General features: G+C 72.2%; 9 protein-coding genes and 2 pseudogenes. 6 read left to right on the top strand and 5 right to left on the bottom strand.

Features of this window, described 5'->3' with window-relative positions; all coding sequences use genetic code 11:
* The first annotated feature begins 800 nt into the window (after window positions 1-800).
* Window positions 801-1,967, top strand: a complete 1,167-nt coding sequence (locus tag ACH4SI_RS23895) for an FAD-dependent monooxygenase (RefSeq protein ID WP_398298734.1) — start codon at window positions 801-803, stop codon at window positions 1,965-1,967.
* Window positions 1,968-2,005: 38 nt separating this feature from the next.
* On the opposite strand, the gene ACH4SI_RS23900 is transcribed toward ACH4SI_RS23895, so the two are convergent.
* Window positions 2,006-2,863 (bottom strand): ABC transporter permease, encoded by an 858-nt coding sequence (locus ACH4SI_RS23900; protein WP_398298736.1) that lies wholly within the window; start codon window positions 2,861-2,863, stop codon window positions 2,006-2,008.
* Window positions 2,860-5,664, bottom strand: a complete 2,805-nt coding sequence (locus tag ACH4SI_RS23905) for an alpha/beta fold hydrolase (RefSeq protein WP_398298739.1) — start codon at window positions 5,662-5,664, stop codon at window positions 2,860-2,862. Before ACH4SI_RS23905 ends, ACH4SI_RS23900 begins: the two co-directional genes overlap by 4 nt.
* A 164-nt stretch (window positions 5,665-5,828) precedes the next feature.
* On the opposite strand from ACH4SI_RS23905, the gene ACH4SI_RS23910 reads away from it, so the two are divergent.
* A complete protein-coding gene (locus tag ACH4SI_RS23910; protein ID WP_398298741.1) occupies window positions 5,829-8,912 on the top strand; it encodes a CHAT domain-containing protein in 3,084 nt (1,027 codons plus the stop codon).
* Between the two features lie 40 nt (window positions 8,913-8,952).
* Here the strand turns inward: ACH4SI_RS23910 and ACH4SI_RS23915 are convergent, their stop codons facing one another.
* Window positions 8,953-9,483, bottom strand: a complete 531-nt coding sequence (locus ACH4SI_RS23915; RefSeq protein WP_398298743.1) for a TerD family protein — start codon at window positions 9,481-9,483, stop codon at window positions 8,953-8,955.
* 228 nt (window positions 9,484-9,711) lie between these two features.
* Here ACH4SI_RS23915 and ACH4SI_RS23920 point away from each other — a divergent pair, with 228 nt between their 5' ends.
* Window positions 9,712-10,080 (top strand): BlaI/MecI/CopY family transcriptional regulator, encoded by a 369-nt coding sequence (locus ACH4SI_RS23920; protein WP_009720553.1) that lies wholly within the window; start codon window positions 9,712-9,714, stop codon window positions 10,078-10,080.
* Window positions 10,077-10,987: pseudogene (locus tag ACH4SI_RS23925) on the top strand (M56 family metallopeptidase). The gene ACH4SI_RS23920 and the pseudogene ACH4SI_RS23925 overlap by 4 nt, the downstream one beginning before the upstream one ends.
* A 31-nt stretch (window positions 10,988-11,018) precedes the next feature.
* Here ACH4SI_RS23925 and ACH4SI_RS23930 read toward each other — a convergent pair.
* Window positions 11,019-11,195, bottom strand: a pseudogene (locus ACH4SI_RS23930) (DUF305 domain-containing protein); the annotation flags it as partial.
* A gap of 303 nt (window positions 11,196-11,498) precedes the next feature.
* Between ACH4SI_RS23930 and ACH4SI_RS23935 the strand changes: the two are divergent.
* On the top strand, window positions 11,499-14,498 hold the full coding sequence (locus ACH4SI_RS23935; protein ID WP_398298745.1) for a SpoIIE family protein phosphatase: 3,000 nt from the start codon (window positions 11,499-11,501) through the stop codon (window positions 14,496-14,498).
* Between the two features lie 21 nt (window positions 14,499-14,519).
* Here the strand turns inward: ACH4SI_RS23935 and ACH4SI_RS23940 are convergent, their stop codons facing one another.
* On the bottom strand, window positions 14,520-15,407 hold the full coding sequence (locus ACH4SI_RS23940) for a dihydrodipicolinate synthase family protein (protein WP_398298747.1): 888 nt from the start codon (window positions 15,405-15,407) through the stop codon (window positions 14,520-14,522).
* A 126-nt stretch (window positions 15,408-15,533) separates the two neighbouring features.
* On the opposite strand from ACH4SI_RS23940, the gene ACH4SI_RS23945 reads away from it, so the two are divergent.
* Window positions 15,534-16,526, top strand: coding sequence for a 2-hydroxyacid dehydrogenase (locus tag ACH4SI_RS23945; RefSeq protein WP_398298749.1), 993 nt, complete (start codon window positions 15,534-15,536; stop codon window positions 16,524-16,526).
* Window positions 16,527-16,531: the final 5 nt, after the last annotated feature.

The following is a 16,531-nucleotide window of genomic DNA, read 5'->3' on the forward strand; positions in this document are numbered from 1 at the left end:
CGTGGCCCGCGGCCACCAGGGTCCGGGTCAGCTGGTCGATTCCCTGGCCGGGCGCGCCGACCGCCAGCACATGTCCGCTCGGGCCGTCGGCGAGGGCCCGAGGCGTCCCGGACTCACCGGGTTCGGACGATCTTGCGGTGGATCCTTCGGACGACTTCTTGGATGATTCGAGTGACCGTGCATGGTGCGAAATGAGCACCTGAGGAGTTCCTTCCTTTCCAGGTCGTGCGTCACCGAACGGACGCCGGGGCGCGATGCCGGACACGCGGACTTCCCGTCCGCGCGGGGCATGCCGAGCGTGGCCGTCTCTTCGCCCGAGGGGCGCGTGGGGTGGCGAATCGCCGTTGATGAGGCTTCGCGTGAGGGTTGTGAGTGCGCGAGGTCGCTATGCGACGGCTGTGGCCGGTCCACTGCCGCGCGGGCAGGGTCTCCGGCGCCGCCCGGGACAGGCGCGTACCGCTCTTGCCGGGCCTCGGGACACGCGAGCGTGTTCCAGCGAAGTGTGCATGTGGTCTCATCCTTGTTCGGATCGTGGGGGGAGGACCGAACGTCACCAGTGCAACCAACCAGCTTTTTGTACGGGCCGGTCGGAAGCCCCAGTCTCAACGATGACAACAGAACGGCACAACACCATCAGGTAACACTCTCATTAACCGATCACTGCGCTCCGGTGATTCCCGCCGCATTCGGCCTTGTCGGCGGCCTGTCGGCGCCGCGTAGGCGGTGCGTCGGTGCGATGTCGGTGGCATCGCTCACTCTTTCGAGAGGAAGGGATTCGGGGGACGGAAAAGGAGTTCGCGATGCGGAATATGAGAGTCCTGATTTCCGGTGCCAGTATCGGCGGACCGGCTCTGGCGTACTGGCTGGACCGCTACGGATACGAGGTCACCGTGGTGGAGCGGTACGCCCGGCTGCGCCCCGGGGGGCAGGCCATCGACGTCCGGGGCACGGCGCTGGAGGTGTGTGAGCGCATGGGGGTGCTGGAGGAGATCCGCCGTAACAGCACCGGTCTGCGCGGTATGTCGACGGTCGACGACGACGGAAAGGAACTGTCCAGCACCACTGACTGGACCATGAGCGGCGGCCGGCTCACCAGCCCCGACGTCGAGATCCTCCGCGACGATCTGGCGACGATTCTCGTCGGCGCGGGAGGAAAGGGTATCGAATATCTCTTCGACGACTCGATCGCGGCACTCGCCCAGGGCCCCGGCGAAGTGGCCGTCACCTTCCACAGCGGCATGTCGCGCGCCTTCGATCTCGTCGTGGCCGCCGACGGAGTACACTCCGGCACCCGTCGACTCGTCTTCGGTCCCGAGGAGAACTTCCTGCGCCCGCTGGGGAGTTATCTGGCGGTGTGGACCGTTCCGAATTATCTCGGCCTCGACCGCTGGCAGATGGCCTACCTGATGAAGGGCGACCGTGCGTGGGGCGGGATGGTGATGAGCGTCCGCGACAACACCGAGGCCCGGGTGTACGTCGGGTTCGACTCGGACGAGCCGCCCGCGCGGGTGCTCGGCGACCGGACCGTCTCGGATCACAAGCGGCTGGTGGCCGAGCGGTACGCGGACGCGCGCTGGGAGATGCCACGGCTGCTGGAGTACATGTGGGGCGCCCCCGACTTCCATTTCGACACGGTGGCCCAGATCCATATGGACTCCTGGTCCCGTGGCCGGGTGGCGCTGCTCGGCGACGCGGGCTACTGCGGCTCGCCCGCCTCCGGCCAGGGCACCTCCATGGCCCTGATCGGGGCGTATGTCCTCGCGGGCGAGCTGAAGGCCGCGGAGGGTGACCACACCACGGCCTTCGCCGCCTACGAGCGCGAACTGCGCGACTTCGTGACCGCCAACCAGGAGCTGGCCCTGGCCAACCAGGAGCGGATGGACCCCGACGTCGCCGGGGACGCCCAGGACATCTACACCGAGCACTTCTACAAGGTGGTCAACTCGCTGACCCTCAAGGACTACTGACCGGCCGACCGTCACGGCGGTACCCGCCACGGCCCCGGCTAGGACACCACGTCCTTCCGGCCGAAGCCGCGGAAGGCGAGGGCGACGAGCACCAGCGCGTACGTCACCGACACCGCCGTCCCCTTCAGCATTCCACCCCACTCCATGTGGGGCTGGAGTGCGTCGGCCCAGGCGAACTGCCAGTGCGCGGGCAGGAACTCGCGCCAGGAGCCCAGCGCCGTGACGGCGTCCAGCACATTGCCCACGATGGTCAGCCCGACCGCTCCGCCCACCGCGCCCAGCGGTGCGTCCGTGACGGTCGACAGCCAGAACGCGAGGGCGGCGGTGACCAGCTGGGACAGGAAGATGTACGCGACCACCAGGGCGAGCCGGGTGAGCGCATCACCCGTGGCCAGCTCGCCGCCGGTGGGCAGGCGCAGCGGCCCCCAGCCGTACGCCACCGTCCCCACCAGCAGCGCGACGAACGGCAGCAGCACCATCGCGGCCGCGCTGAACGCCAGCGCCACGGCCAGCTTTCCGGCCAGCAGCCGCGCCCGGGGCACGGGCGCGGCCAGCAGATAGCGCAGCGAGGACCAGTTGGCCTCCGAGGCGACGGTGTCACCGCAGAACAGCGCCACGGGCACGACCAGCAGGAAGGCCGCCGAGACGAAGAGCGCGGTGGCCGCGAGGTTGGCGCCCGAGGAGGTGGCGGTTTCCATCAGGGTGACCCGGTCGTCCCGTCCCTCGGGGGTGCCGCCGATCGCGAACGCGGCGACGAGGACGAACGGCAGCGCGGCCAGCACCACGCCCATCACCAGGGTGCGGCGCCGGCGCAGCTGCCGTACCGCCTCGACCCGCAGGGGCAGGGTGTGGCGCGCCCGGTAGCCGGGCGCCGCCTCCGTCGCGGTGCCGCTCATGCGGATCCTCCTTCGATCAGCGTCAGAAACGCGTCCTCCAGGCGCCGGTTGGGCCCGAAGCTGGTCACCGGGATCTCCAGCCGCACCAGCTCGGCGAGCAACCGCGCCGGGGTGGCGCCGTCGACCAGGACGAGCAGGCCGGCGTCGGTGCGCGCCGCGGAGGTGATGCCGGGCAGGTCGCTCACCTTGTCGACCAGGGCGTCGCTCAGCTCGCCCTCGTGACCGACCAGCAGGCTCTCCCCGGTGCCGGTGATCTCCCCGACCGGGCCTGCCTGCACCAGCCGGCCGCGGTCCATGACGACCAGATGGGTGCAGGACTGTTCGACCTCGGCCAGGAGATGGCTGGAGACGATCACCGTGCGGCCCTCGGCCGCGTACCGGATCATGACCTCGCGCATCTCGCGGATCTGGGGCGGGTCGAGGCCGTTGGTCGGCTCGTCCAGGATGAGCAGATCCGGCAGGCCCAGCATGGCCTGGGCGATGGCGAGCCGCTGCCGCATGCCCTGCGAGTACGTGCGTACCGCGCGCTCCAGCGCGTCGCCCAGGCCCGCGATCTCCAGGGCCTCGTCGAGGTGCGCGTCCTCATCGGGCCGCCCGGTGGCGCGCCAGTACAGCTCCAGGTTGGCGCGTCCGGTCAGGTGCGGCAGGAAGCCCGCTCCCTCGACGAAGGCGCCCACCCGGGACAGGACGGGCGCGCCGGGCCTGATGGCCTGGCCGAAGACGCGGATCTCTCCGCCGTCCGGGCTGATGAGCCCCATCAGCATGCGCAGCGTGGTGGTCTTTCCCGCGCCGTTCGGCCCGAGCAGTCCGAGCACCTGTCCCTTCTCGACGCGGAAGGAGAGGTCGCGTACGGCATACCGGTCGGCGGACTTGGCGTAGCGCTTGCTGAGGTCGGTGATCTGCAGCGGTACGTCGGTCAGCGCGGGGTCCGGCGGCGGCGCGGCGGTCGGCCGACGGCCGGTCAGCAGCAGGGCGAGCGCCACCACGGCGCCGCCCAGCGGCAGCCCCCACACCCACCACGGCAGCGGTGCGGGCTCGTCGTGCACCCCGGACGCGGTGGGCACGGTGAGTCCGTCGCCCGCGAGCGCGGCGCGGTACGTGGCGGGCTGGACCGGGGAGGCGTACCCGAGGTCGGTGGAGGCGAGCACGAGCCGCAGCGAGTGGCCCGCGATGACCTCGTGGTCGACGGCCGGCAGCCGCAGCGTGACGGTCTTCCCCTTCTTCGCGTCGGTGACGCGGACGGGGGCGACGAGCTGGGAGGGCAACGTCTGCTGTCCGTCCGGCCCGACGTCGTACACCTTGGCGAACAGCACGGCGTCGTCGGTGTCCGCCCGCACACGGACCTTCACCTCGGGTGCCCCGGTGATCCGCAGGGTCTGCTCGAGGGGCGCGGAGTCGAAGCGGGCGAACTGGCCGGGGATGTCGAGGGAGACGCCGATCCCGAACGAGGACGCCTGGGACAGCGCGGCGATGCCCGGCACCGTGGAGACCGACGGCGGCCCGCCGCCGGGCGGGTTCGCGAACGACTGCTCGCGGCCGCGCAGCGCCACGGTCCGCCGGCTGTCCTCCAGGCCCGGGTAGCGGTCGCCGGTGGCGCCGCGCATCTGCACGGCGCCGTTGGTGGAGTCGACGCCGCCGGCGCGGGTGACCCGGAAGGCGGGCCCGGTGTCGGTGCCCCGGTCGCCCTTGAGGTAGCGGTCGAACCAGTCCCGGGTGCGTGACTGGACGCGCCCGGTCTCGCGGTCGCCGCCGTCGTGTCCCCCGTCCGTCCAGTCGACGTCGACCGGGGCGCCGTTGGCCTTGACCGCCTTCGCCATCTCATCGGCCTGGCCGAGCGGGAAGAGGGAGTCGGACTGGCCCTGGAAGATCAGCGTCGGGACCTTGATCCGGTCGCCCACGGCGGACGGGCTGCGGGCCTCCAGCATGCGCCGGGCCGCGTCGTCCGGCTTCCCGGCGACCGCGACGCGCTCGTACATCGCGCACAGCTGCTTCTCGAACCGTCCGCACCCCTGATTCCGCCCGTCCGCGGCACCCGGGGCGCTCGGCGCGGCCTGGCCGCTCCCCTGGCCGCCCTGAGCCCCCTGACCACCGGCCCCCTGACCGCCTCCACCGCCCTGGCCGCCACCGCCGCCCTGTGATCCGGGCGCGTCCTGGGAGTCCTGGCCCGCCTGTCCGCCCGCGGAGAGGTCGGCCGAGCCGGTGGTGAAGAAGAGCCCGGCCCACAGCTTCTTGAAGACGCCGTTCGGGAAGAGCGAGTCGGCCAGGTTCCAGTACGTGATCTCGGGCGCGATGGCGTCGACCCGCCGGTCGTACCCCGCGGCGAGCAGGGACAGCGCTCCGCCGTACGAGGCGCCGGCGACGCCCACGCGCGGATCGCCCCGGGCGTCGAGCCGCACGTCGGGCCGCTTGGCCAGCCAGTCGATGAGCCGCCGGGCGTCGGCCACCTCATGGTCCGGGTCGTTGAGCCCGATCTTGCCGGTCGACTTGCCGAAGCCACGCGCCGACCAGGTCAGCACGGCGTAACCGTCCCGGGCCAGCTCCTCGGCCTGCTCCCGGACGTCGTCCTTGCTGCCCCCGAAGCCATGGGCGAGCAGCACCGCGGGGTGGCGGCCCGGACCTGCGGTGAAGTACGAGGTGTCGAGGCGCGTCCCCGGCATGTCCAGCACCCGGTCCTCACGGTGCACGGCCGGCCCGTCGTCGGCGGCTACGGCGGCGCCCCAGGTGCCCGTGCCCGCGAGGACGGCGACGGCGGCCGCCGTCGCGAGCAGTCGCCGACCGCGCAGGGTCTTTCGGAGATCCATGACAGAACCCTAGGCATGAGATCCCGACACGGGCGCTGACATCAGACGGATTCCGTCCTGCTTCTCAAGGAGTATCCGGCAACGCGTCGTACACCCGGCGCGGTACGCCGCGGATCACGTCGTTCCGCCCTCGCGCGGGGACGGTGCGCGTCACAATGACGCCCATGGGGGACTATATGGATGAAAATCTGCGCCGGCTGATCCGCGAGGCGATGGCCGATCCCGACCGCAGCCTCCCGTTCTCCGGCGACAGCCGGGAGTCGGTGCTGTCCCAGGAGACCCTGCGCAACATGGCCGGAATCGTCGACCGCGCCCGGGGCCGTCTGACGCCCGCGCAGGTCACCCCGGCCGAGGTGGACATCGAGGCGGTCTATCTGGCGGCCTGCTTCCACCTGGCTCGATACCCGCACGCCCCCGAGGCCGAGGCCGGGGAGGACAGCATCGCCTCGGGCTTCCTCTTCTCGGTCCTGCACGCGTTGCGGCCCGCCGCCCTCCCCCGGCCGCTCAGGGAGGCGCTGGCCGGCACGACCGCGCGCGTGGCACCGGCCTGGAAGATGCTGCACGCGATAGCCGTCGTGCTGTTGTCCAGCAGCGCGTCCGCCCGGGACCAGGCCGGCCTGTGGCGGGCCGCCGAGATGTTCCGGCACGCGCGGGAGATGGCGCCCGAGAAGGATGCCCCCGGGATCCTCTGCAACGAGGGCTCCGCGCTGGCCACGCTCTTCGATCTCACCGGGGATCAGACGCTGATCACCGCGGCGGTCGCGCTGATGCGGCAGGCCGTGGCGGCGTTTCCTGACGACGAGGAGCCACCCGCCGCGGCGCTGAGAGCGCTGGCCGAGGCGCAGGCCAAAGTGGCACCGCCCGCCCCCGCGGCCCACGACGCCACGCCGGCCGGGCGCATGGCCCGGTACAACCTGGCAGGGGCGCCGGGCGTTCTGGACACCTCCATCGCGGACGTACGCGCGGCCCTGGACGCCACGCCCGCCGGCGCTCCGGACCACGAAGGCCACAGGATCAGCCTGGGCAATCTGTTGCGCATGCGCTTCGAGGCCACCGGCCACCTCGGCGACCTGACCGAGGCCATCGGCCTGCTGCGGGAGGTCCTACGGACCGTGGCCGACGACGCGCTGCGGTGTCCGGCGTACTCCTTGCTGGGCCTCGCCCTCCTCGACCAGTACGTCAACACCGGCAGTCCGGCCGATCTCGACGCCGCGACCGCGGCCGCCCGGAACGCGATGGCGGGCGGCACTCCCCTGTCACCCCACTACGGGCAGATGCTCACCAACCTGGCCGCCGTACTGCACGCACGCTTCCAGGCACATGGCGAACTCAAGGAACTCGCCGAGGCCATCCGCCACTTGGAGCACGCGGTGGCCACCACGCCGACCCATCAGCACGACCACCCCGTGATGCGGATCAAGCTGGCCGTCGCCCTCGGAGCGCGCGGGAGGCACACCGAGCGGATCCCCGAGGTCGACCGTGGCATCCGGATACTGCGGGCGGTACTCGACACGACTCCGGATACCAGCCCGCACTGGCAGGCGGCGAGCATGGAGCTGGGGGCACTCCTCACGGCGCGTTCGGGAATCACACACGCCCCGGGGGATCTGCTCGCCGCCATGTGGCAGTTCCGTGCCACCGCGCTCGCCCCGGGCGAGGACATCCGGATCCGGCTGAGGGCGGCCTACCTGTGGGGGCTGAACGGCGCGTATTCCGGCGAACTGCCCGAGGCCACACGGGCGTTCGGAGTCGCGCTGGACGATCTGCTCCCCAAGCTCACCGGCCGGGCGCTGGACCGGCGGTCGAGGGAGGTACGGCTGCGCGAGCTGCCGTCGCTTGCCTGCAGCGCCGCCGCCGTCGAGATCAGCGCGGGCCGTCCCGAAGAGGCGCTGGTACGGCTCGAACAGGGCCGTGGGGTGTTGCTCGCCCAGGCACTGCGGCTGCGCGGGCGCCACCATGAGCTGGCCGCGGCGGCTCCCGAGCTGGCCGGGCGGTTCGAGCGGGTGTGCGCCGAGCTGATCGAGGAGCGTGGCAGCGCCGAGCAACGCGCCGCCCTGACGGCCGAGTTCGACTCTCTCCTGGCCGAGATCCGGGGACGCGAGGGCTTCGAGCGGTTCCACCGGCCGCTCGACTGGGGGCGGCTGCGTACGGTGGCCGCGCAGGGACCAGTGGTGGTGCTCAACATCGCCGAGCTGCGCTGCGACGCCCTGCTGCTGAGCGCCGGCGCCGAGGGCGGGACCGGCGTCGAGCTGCTGCCGCTTGCCGGGATCACCCGGACCGAGGTCAGCAGCCGCGCCGAGGGCTTCCACGCCGCGGTCGCGGCGCTGTCCTCCGTCGCGGGCCTGGCCGACGCGGACGCCCACCAGCGGACCATGAGGGACACGCTGGAGTGGCTGTGGCTGCACATCGCGGGCCCCGTGCTCACCCGGCTCGGGCTGGACCGGCCGGTGGCTCCGGAGGCCGGGGAGAAGGAATGGCCACGTCTGTGGTGGTGTCCCACCGGGCCCCTGGCCCTGCTGCCGCTGCACGCGGCGCGCCGCCCCTCGGACGGCAGCCATGTGCAGGACCGCGTGGTGTCGTCGTACACGCCCACGCTGGGCGCCCTGCTGCACGCCCGGGACCGGGCGGCACCGTCCGGCAAGCCGCCCACACTGGCCGTCGTGGGCGCGTCCACGCCGCCGCCCGGTGCGGCGGGCGCCGCCCTTCAGCCGCTACCCGCGGTCGACGACGAGCTGGCCGAGGTGGCCGGGCTGCCGGTCGGGCAGTCGCGGCTGCTGGGCGCGGACGCCACCCCCGAGGCCGTACTCGCCGCGCTGCGCACCCATCCGTACGCGCATCTGGCGTGCCACGGCTCGTACGACCCCGAGGATCCGTCGGCCGGCGGGCTGCTGCTGCACGGCGGTGAGCTGACCGTGCACGATCTGGCCACTCAGCGGCTGGACGAGGCGGAGTTCGCCTGCCTGTCCGCCTGCCACACCGCCACGCCCGGCACCGCGCTGGTCGACGAAGTGATCACGCTCGCCTCGGCATTCCAGCTGTGCGGCTACCGCCATGTGATCGGCAGCCTGTGGACGCTGAAGGACGCGATCACGCCCGCTCTCGCCCGGGACGTGTACGGGGCGCTGGGCGCGGCGGGGTCGACGGCCGGTTCGGCGCACGCGCTGCACCGGGCGGTCCAGGGGCTGCGGGCTGAACGGCGCTACGCCCGACCGCTGTTCTGGGCGTCAATGATTCACATCGGCCCGTAACGGAGTGTGCCCGGGCGACGGGGAAAGCGCACAAGTGCGGTCAGGAATAATCCTTGCCCATCACATCCGTAAAGGTTTCCGGGTCGACGGTGAATCCGCGGATGACGGTGTGGATTCCCCATTCCCCCGATTCGTCCCTGGTGAACTCCGCTACCGTGGCCGCTGTGGCTCCGGAGACGCCGGTGAAATCGCCTTCCATCAGCTCGGTATATCCCTCAACAATCCGGACGCCGGCGTTCCGGACATCGCCGAAGGTCTTCGGCCCGCCGCTCTGCTGGATGGCCACCCCCACCACGACGCGGGAGTACTCCTCGGACAGCCGCTCGAACTCCAGGGTCATCGCCTCGTCGGTGCCCAGCCCCTGGCCGGTGCGGCTGTCCCTATTGAGGTAGATGGTGCCGTCGGGCGACCGGCTGTCGAAGTGCACCAGATACGCGGGCTCACCGTACGGATCGGTCGCACGGTAGGTCCCGGCGACGATGTCGAGATCATTGGCCGGCTCCCCGCTGGGGCTGGGGTCCCACTTGAGCGCCACCTCGATTTTCCCGAGCCCCTTGTTCAGACCACTCATCCAGACTTCCCTTTCGCCTTGCCCGTGTTGAATACGCGTCCGGTCAATCCTATCGTGCGCAAGGCCAGTTGAGGCTTTGGCCAGGGGCGGAGCACCCGACGATCCGGATCATCGGCGATCTTCTCGGCCCACCCGGCATTCCCCCCGGTGTCCCCCTCGGATGACGGCTCTCTACTATGGGCCTCCGTACTAACGGAGGTAAGCGTCTGACGGCGGAAGGAAGCGTCCATGCGGCGGCTGGGGGATCTCGAGGCGGAGATCATGGACCGTCTGTGGACGTGGCGGCGTCCGGCGACGGTGCGGGAGATAGTCGACGACATCAACACACAGCGGCCGGTCGCTTACACCACGGTGATGACCGTGGCCACCATCCTCTACAACAAGGGGTGGCTGCAGCGCGGCAAGGAGGGCCGGGCCTGGCTGTACTCGCCGGTGCGCAGCCGTGAGGAGTACTCCGCCGCACTGATGGAGGACGCGCTGGGCACCAGTCAGGACCGCCCCGCGGCCCTCGCCCACTTCGTCGAGCAGATGGGCCCCGAGGAGGTCAGCGCGCTGCGCAAGGCGCTGCGGGCGGCCGGGCGACGGAACCAGGAGTGATTCCGGCGCTCGTCCTGGCCTGCTACGCGGCCGCGGTCGGCACCCCGGCCCCGCGGGCCCTGCTGCGCAGCAGCTGGCCGCACCGCTCCCCCGCACTCGCGGTGGCCGCCTGGCAGGGTCTGACGCTGTCGTTCACGGTCGCGATGGCGTTGGCCGCTTACCACCTCGCCGTCCCGACCGGGCACCTCGATGCGGGAGTGTCCGGCTAGGCCACTTCTGCGGGCTGACGTGGCACGCCCGCATCCCGGTGCCAGGCCCCTTCGACGTCCCGGCCGCCGTGCTGCCGCTCCTGGTGGCGCTGCTCACGTTCGTCCGCTTGGGCCACGAGGTGCTGCGGGCGCGCCGGGCCCGCTCCCGCCACCTGGGCGTACTGGACCTGGTCGGCCGTCGCTCGGCGCGGCTGCGCGCCACCGTCCTCGACCATGAGCTGCCCGCCGTGTACTGCCTGCCGGGGCGCTGCCCGCGCGTGGTCGTCAGCACGGGCGCGCTGCGCGTGCTGTCCGGCGCCCAGCTCGACGCCGCGCTGGACCACGAGCGCGCACACATCGCGGGCCGCCACCATCTGGCGCTGGCCGCCGCCGAGGCGTTCGCCAGGGCCTTCCGGTGGCTGCCGCTGGCCCGCGCCGCCCGGGAGCAGACGGCAATGCTGCTGGAGATGGCGGCGGACGACCGCGCGCTGCGCCGCCACCCGCGCGAGACGCTCGCCACGGGACTGTACGAGATGGCGGCGGGCCGTACCCCCCGCGGGGCGTTCGCGGCCGGTGGCCCCGGCGCCCTGGTCCGGATGCACCGCATGCTGGGCCCGCACCGCCGCCCCCATCCCGCGCTTCGGTGCGCGGTGGCCACGGCCGCTGTGGCCCTCCCACTGCTTCCCGTGGTGGTGGGCTGTGCCCCGGGGATGGTGTAGCCACTCCCCGGGGCGCGGCGGTTGCCGCGGCTCAGAGCCGGTCGAGGATCTTCCGCAGGGTGGTCACCAGGGTGGACTGGTTCTTGATGACGTCCCCGGCGAGCTTCTTGGCCTTGGCGTTGCGGCCCTTCTTCTGCTCGTCCCCGGCCATGGTGATCGCGCCCTTGTGGTGGTCGATCATCATCTGCGCGAAGGAGACGTCCGCGTCGCGAACCGGGGCGGGGCCGGGCCACGGCGCCGTACGCGGGCGGCCCGCAGCACGGACGCACCCAGGCGCCGAGTACCGCCACGCACAGCGAGGCCATGTCCATCCCGGTCATGGGCGCGGACGGGGGTGGTGCGCGGCGACGGCGGACACGGCCCGGAAGGGCCCTTCACGGCACTCCCTCCGCGGCGAATGGATATCGCCACGGAGGGTGAAACGCTTGAAAATGCGGACATATTCTTATAGAGAGACTGACCGGCGAGGCCGGGCCAGTCCGTCCGGGCCTCGCAGAGCGCAGGTGATCGCGTGGGTGCAAACGAACGGCACCCGGTACAGGACAACGCCGCGGCGCAGGAGCACGCCCCGGCCCGGGAGGTGGAGCGGGCACGGCTGCGGCTGCTCGAAACCGCGAGTGAAGGACTGGGCGACGCGGATCTGCTGCGGCTGGCGCTGGACCATCTGGTGTCCGGGCTTCAGGGGCTGGGCGGCATGGCACATCTGCGCAGGCCGGACGGGCTGGGCCTGCGGCTGGCGGCCACCACTGGCCTCAGCGGCCCGCTGCCCGGGGCGTGGCAGACGCTCGAGTGGGGCGAGTCGGTCGCTCCGATGACCGCCTTCCACGGCGGCGCCGCCCTGTGGGCCACCGACCCGGCAGGCCGCGACTCGCTCGCCCGGAGCATCCCGCCGGGCGTCTGCATGGCGGCCATCCCGGTGCCGATGAACGGCGGGCCACCCCTCGCGGTGCTGTCGGTGCTGACGTCCACCCCGCGGGCAGGTGACGCGGCCCAGCGCGAGCTGGCCCGGACGGTCACCGGCTGGCTGGCCCAGCGGCTGCGGCTGCGGGCGGCGGCCACCGCGGACGCCGGCCGGGTCCGGCGGCCGGCGGAGCAGCTGTCCGGCCCCCGGCTCCAGCGGGCGCTGCGTACGGCGCGCATCGGCGCCTGGGAGTGGGATCTCCGCGGCGCCACCCTGACCTGCGACGACCAGGCGCAGACGCTGCTGGGGTTCGAGCCCGGCACCTTCGACGGCCAGGTCAACACCTGGCTGGGCGCCATCCACCCCGAGGACATGCCCTGGGTGCAGGCGGTCTCCAGCGCCGAGTCGCTGCGCGGCCGCAGCGAGTACAGCGTCGAATACCGGGTGCGGCAGCCCGACGGGGCGTACCGCTGGGTGCAGGCGCGCGGGACCGTGGCCGCCCGGGTGGACGGTGTTCCGGCCCGGGTGGTCGGCACGCTGTGGGACATCACCGAGACCCGCCGTTCCCGGGACGCCTTCAGCCGCGCCCTGCGGTACATGGGCGACGGGTTCCTGGTGGTCGACGAGGACGGGCGGGTCACGTTCGGCAACGTCGAGGCCGAGCGTTTCCTCGGGGCCTCCGGGGAACTGCGGGGCCAAGTGCTGTGGGAGCTTCCGCGGGCGCGGGCGATCGGCGTGGAGCCACGGTTCCGGCGGGCGGCGGCGGCGCGGGCGCCCATCGACTTCCACGCCCGCTGGCCGCGCAGCAACCGCTGGTACCACATCCGGCTGGTCCCGGTGCCGGACGGGATGACGGTGCACATCACGGACGTCACCGACCGCCGGGCGCTGGACGCCGAGCGCTCGGCCGCCGCACAGGCCGCCACCGAACGCGCCACCCGGATCGCCGAGTTGACCAGTGCCTTCGCCGAGGCACTGACCACGCAGGACGTGGTGAAGGCGGTCGCGGACCGAGTGCTGCCGCCGTTCGGGGCGACCGGGATGATCTGCCAGCTCATCGAGGACAAGCGGCTGCGGGTGGTGGGTGCCACCGGCTACTCGGACGCGTTTCTGAGCGTCCTCGACAACATCCCCGTGCCGCCGGAGGCCCCGCTCCACACGCCCGTCGTCCAGATCCTCGGCTCCCGCGCCCCGTTGTTCATCTCCTCGCCCGAGGACTACGCCAAGCGTTTCCCGGAGGTGGTCGGCTATCTGCCGCTGAGCGGGAAGAAGGCGTGGGCGTTCCTCCCCCTGGTGGCCTCCGACCAGCAGGCCGGCTACTGCGTCGTCTCCTTCGACCGGCCGCGCCACTTCTCCGACGAGGAGCGCACCCTGCTCACCGCGATCAGCGGGCTGGTCGCCCAGGCGCTGGAGCGGGCCCGGCTGTACGACGCCGAGCACACCCGCGCCCAGGAGCTGCAGCGCGGGCTGCTTCCCCGTACCCTGCCCGCGCTGCCCGCCGTCACGGCCGCCGCGCGCTATCTGCCGGCCGGGGAGGGCATGGAGGTCGGTGGCGACTGGTACGACCTGATCCCGCTGTCCGGGGAGCGGGTGGCGCTGGTCATCGGCGACGTCATGGGCCATGGGCTGTCCGAGGCGGCCACCATGGGGCGGCTGCGCACCGCCGTGCACACGCTGGCCGATCTGGAGCTGCCGCCCGATGAGCTGCTGACCCACCTCAACGATCTCGTGGGGGCGCTCGGCGACGACTTCTACGCCACGTGTCTGTACGCCATCTACGACCCGACGACCAGCGTGTGCGCCTTCGCGTGCGCGGGGCATCCGCCGCCCGCCATCATCCACCCCGATGGCACGGTGCACTCCCCCGGTTTCTCCCCCGACCCGCCGCTCGGCGCCGCGACGCCGCCGTTCGAGACCATCGAGGTGCAGCTGCCGGAGGACAGCATCCTGGTGCTGTGCACGGACGGGCTGATCGAGTCCGCGACCCGTGACATCGACCACGGCATGGCGTACCTCTCCCGCATCCTGGCCGAGGCGCTGGCCAGGACACCGGACCTGCTTCCGCGTCCGAGGGCCACCGACGACGGCGGTTCGGCGGTGGACGGGGGCGACGGGCGTGTCCTCGGCCATCTCGACCGGCTGTGCGACACACTCGTCGCCGCACTGCTGCCCGAGCAGTCGCGTACCCAGGACGATGCGGCGCTGCTGGTGGCCCGGACGCATTCGATGACCGCGGACAACATCGCCTCGTGGCGGCTGCCCGATGCGCCGATCGCCGCCGGGGAGGCCCGCCACCATGTCCGTGACCAGCTCGGCGCCTGGCAGCTGGACGAGCTGGCCATGACCACGGAGCTGCTGGTCAGCGAGCTGGTCGGCAATGTGGTCCGGCATGCCAAGGGCCCCATCAGGCTGCGCCTGCTGCGCAGCCGCAGCCTGATCTGTGAGGTGTCGGACGGCAGCCCCACCACGCCGCGGATCCGCCGGGCCTCGGACACCGACGAGGGCGGGCGGGGCCTCCAGCTGGTCTCCGCGCTCTCCCACCGCTGGGGCACCCGCTTCACCCCGACGGGCAAGTGCATCTGGGCGGAGCAGCCGCTGCCCGTGAACTGACCCGCTCCAGGAGCGGTCGGCTCAGGAGGCCGGGCGGCAGGACACCTCGCCGGCCAGCGCCTCGATGTCGGCGGCGGTGGCCCGGTCCGGGTCACCCACGGTCATCCGGGAAGTTCCGGCGGGCAGCCCGCGGGCCGTCTGGGCGTGCTTGATCCGGCCGATGCTGGGGCCGAGGAGACCGACGGTACGGTCCACCAGGTCCTGGAGGGCGGCGAGCCGGGCGGGGTCGGTGGTGTCGTCGCGCAGCGCAGCGGCCAGGTCGAGGAAGGGTTCGGGGAAGGCGGCCGAGCAGCCCGAGACCACCCCGGCGCCACCGGCGGCCAGGACGTCGGCGAGCCGCTGGTCGTTGCCCGAGTAGACCTCGAACTCCTCCGGGAGTTCGGCGCGGTACGCGGCCACCTCGGTGGAGGGGGCGCCGCTCAGCTTGACGCCGGCCAGCCCGCACGAGGCGGCCAGCTTGCCGAATTCCACCGGCCCGACCGTCAGTCCGCTGCGCTCGGGGAAGAGGTACGCGTACAGCTGGACGTCGGGGGCGGCGAGCCGGATCCGGCTGAAGTACGTCTCCAGTTCGTCCGCGTTCGCGGGCAGGTAGTACGGGGTGAGTGCGGCGAGGCGGCGCGCACCGGCCGCCACGGCGGCCCGGGTGAGCCGGACGGCGGTGTGTGCGTCGGCGGCGCCGATGTGCGCGATCACTCCGTCGGCACCCGCCTCCTGCAACGCGGTCTCGACGAGCAGCAGCCGCTCGCCCTCGCTCAGCGCGGGGAACTCTCCGGTGGTTCCGCCCACGAGCAGCTGTCCGGTGGTGCGGGCGGCGAAGCCGTACTGGGCGCGTGCCGCGTCCAGGTCGAGATCGCCACTTGGGGTGAACGGCGTGGTGAGCGCGGTGACGACGGTGCGCTGACGGTCCATGTGCCTGACTCCTCACTCGGAAAACCGTTTTCCGTTTTCGGTTAACCGTTGACAGCGATCGTAACCGTGGCGAAAACTCATGCCACCCCCCAGGGCCCCACCACATCACTCCAGGAGCCGCATGTGATGTCCGAACATCTCGTGACCCTGTACCACCTGAACGATCTCGGCGCCGACGAACTACGTCGGCTGCTGCCCGGCCACCCCGATCTGCGCATCACCGAGATCGGGCCGGACGCGGACCCGCACGAGCACCGGGACGCGCTCGCCGACGCGACGATCGTGCTCGCCCCGCTGGAGAAGGAGCGCCGCATCACCGCGGAACTACTCGGCGGAATGCGGCGCTGCCGCCTCGTGCAGTCGGTGGCCGTCGGCTTCGACGGCGTCGACCACCACGCCGCCGCCGAGCACTCGATACCGGTCGCGAACCTCCCCGGCTTCAACACCGACGCCGTGGCCGACTGGACCGTGGGCGCTCTGCTCTCCCTCCTGCGCCGCTATTCGGCGGGTCACGCGAAGATCGAATCCGGTGGCTGGGGGCCCGAGGGGCTGCGGGGACGCGATCTGTCCGCGCTCACGGTGGGCATCGCCGGGTTCGGCAGCATCGGCCGCGCCGTGGCGCGCCGCCTCGACGGGTTCGGGAGCGACGTCCTGGTGCACGACCCGGTGACCTCCGAGCCGGACCGTACGTATGTGAGCCTGGACGACCTCGCCGCCCGTTCCCATGTGCTCACCCTGCACATGCCGCTGAACGAGGCCACCCGTGGTGTCGTCGGGGAGGCCCTGCTGTCCCGGATGCCCCGGGGCTCGTATGTCCTCAACGCGGGACGCGGCGGTGTGCTGGACGAGGACGCACTGGTCAAGGCCCTGGACTCGGGGCAGCTGGCAGGCGCCGCGCTCGATGTGTTCGCCGAGGAGCCGCTGCCCGCCGACTCGCCGCTGCGCGGCCGGTCCGATGTGCTGCTCACCCCGCACACGGCCGGGGTGACGGTCGAGGCGTACCACGCCATCCGCGCGCGGCTCGTCGAGAGCGTGGACCGGGTACTGTCGGGCGAGGCCCCGCGGAATGTGGTCAACGGTGTCGTCAGCGGCGGCGTCCGGCCGTCGGCGGGGGTGTGAGCGCG

This window comes from Streptomyces sp. NPDC021212 (assembly GCF_044332925.1).
In the GTDB taxonomy this organism is placed as follows: Bacteria; Actinomycetota; Actinomycetes; order Streptomycetales; family Streptomycetaceae; genus Streptomyces.

Excerpts from the sequence above, each read along its gene's own strand:
- ACH4SI_RS23895 (WP_398298734.1), top strand. The coding sequence starts at position 801 with ATGCGGAATATGAGAGTCCTGATTTCCGGTGCCAGTATCGGCGGACCG.
- ACH4SI_RS23900 (WP_398298736.1), bottom strand. The coding sequence starts at position 2,863 with ATGAGCGGCACCGCGACGGAGGCGGCGCCCGGCTACCGGGCGCGCCAC.
- ACH4SI_RS23905 (WP_398298739.1), bottom strand. The coding sequence starts at position 5,664 with ATGGATCTCCGAAAGACCCTGCGCGGTCGGCGACTGCTCGCGACGGCG.
- ACH4SI_RS23910 (WP_398298741.1), top strand. The coding sequence starts at position 5,829 with ATGGGGGACTATATGGATGAAAATCTGCGCCGGCTGATCCGCGAGGCG.
- ACH4SI_RS23915 (WP_398298743.1), bottom strand. The coding sequence starts at position 9,483 with ATGAGTGGTCTGAACAAGGGGCTCGGGAAAATCGAGGTGGCGCTCAAG.
- ACH4SI_RS23920 (WP_009720553.1), top strand. The coding sequence starts at position 9,712 with ATGCGGCGGCTGGGGGATCTCGAGGCGGAGATCATGGACCGTCTGTGG.
- ACH4SI_RS23940 (WP_398298747.1), bottom strand. The coding sequence starts at position 15,407 with ATGGACCGTCAGCGCACCGTCGTCACCGCGCTCACCACGCCGTTCACC.
- ACH4SI_RS23945 (WP_398298749.1), top strand. The coding sequence starts at position 15,534 with ATGTCCGAACATCTCGTGACCCTGTACCACCTGAACGATCTCGGCGCC.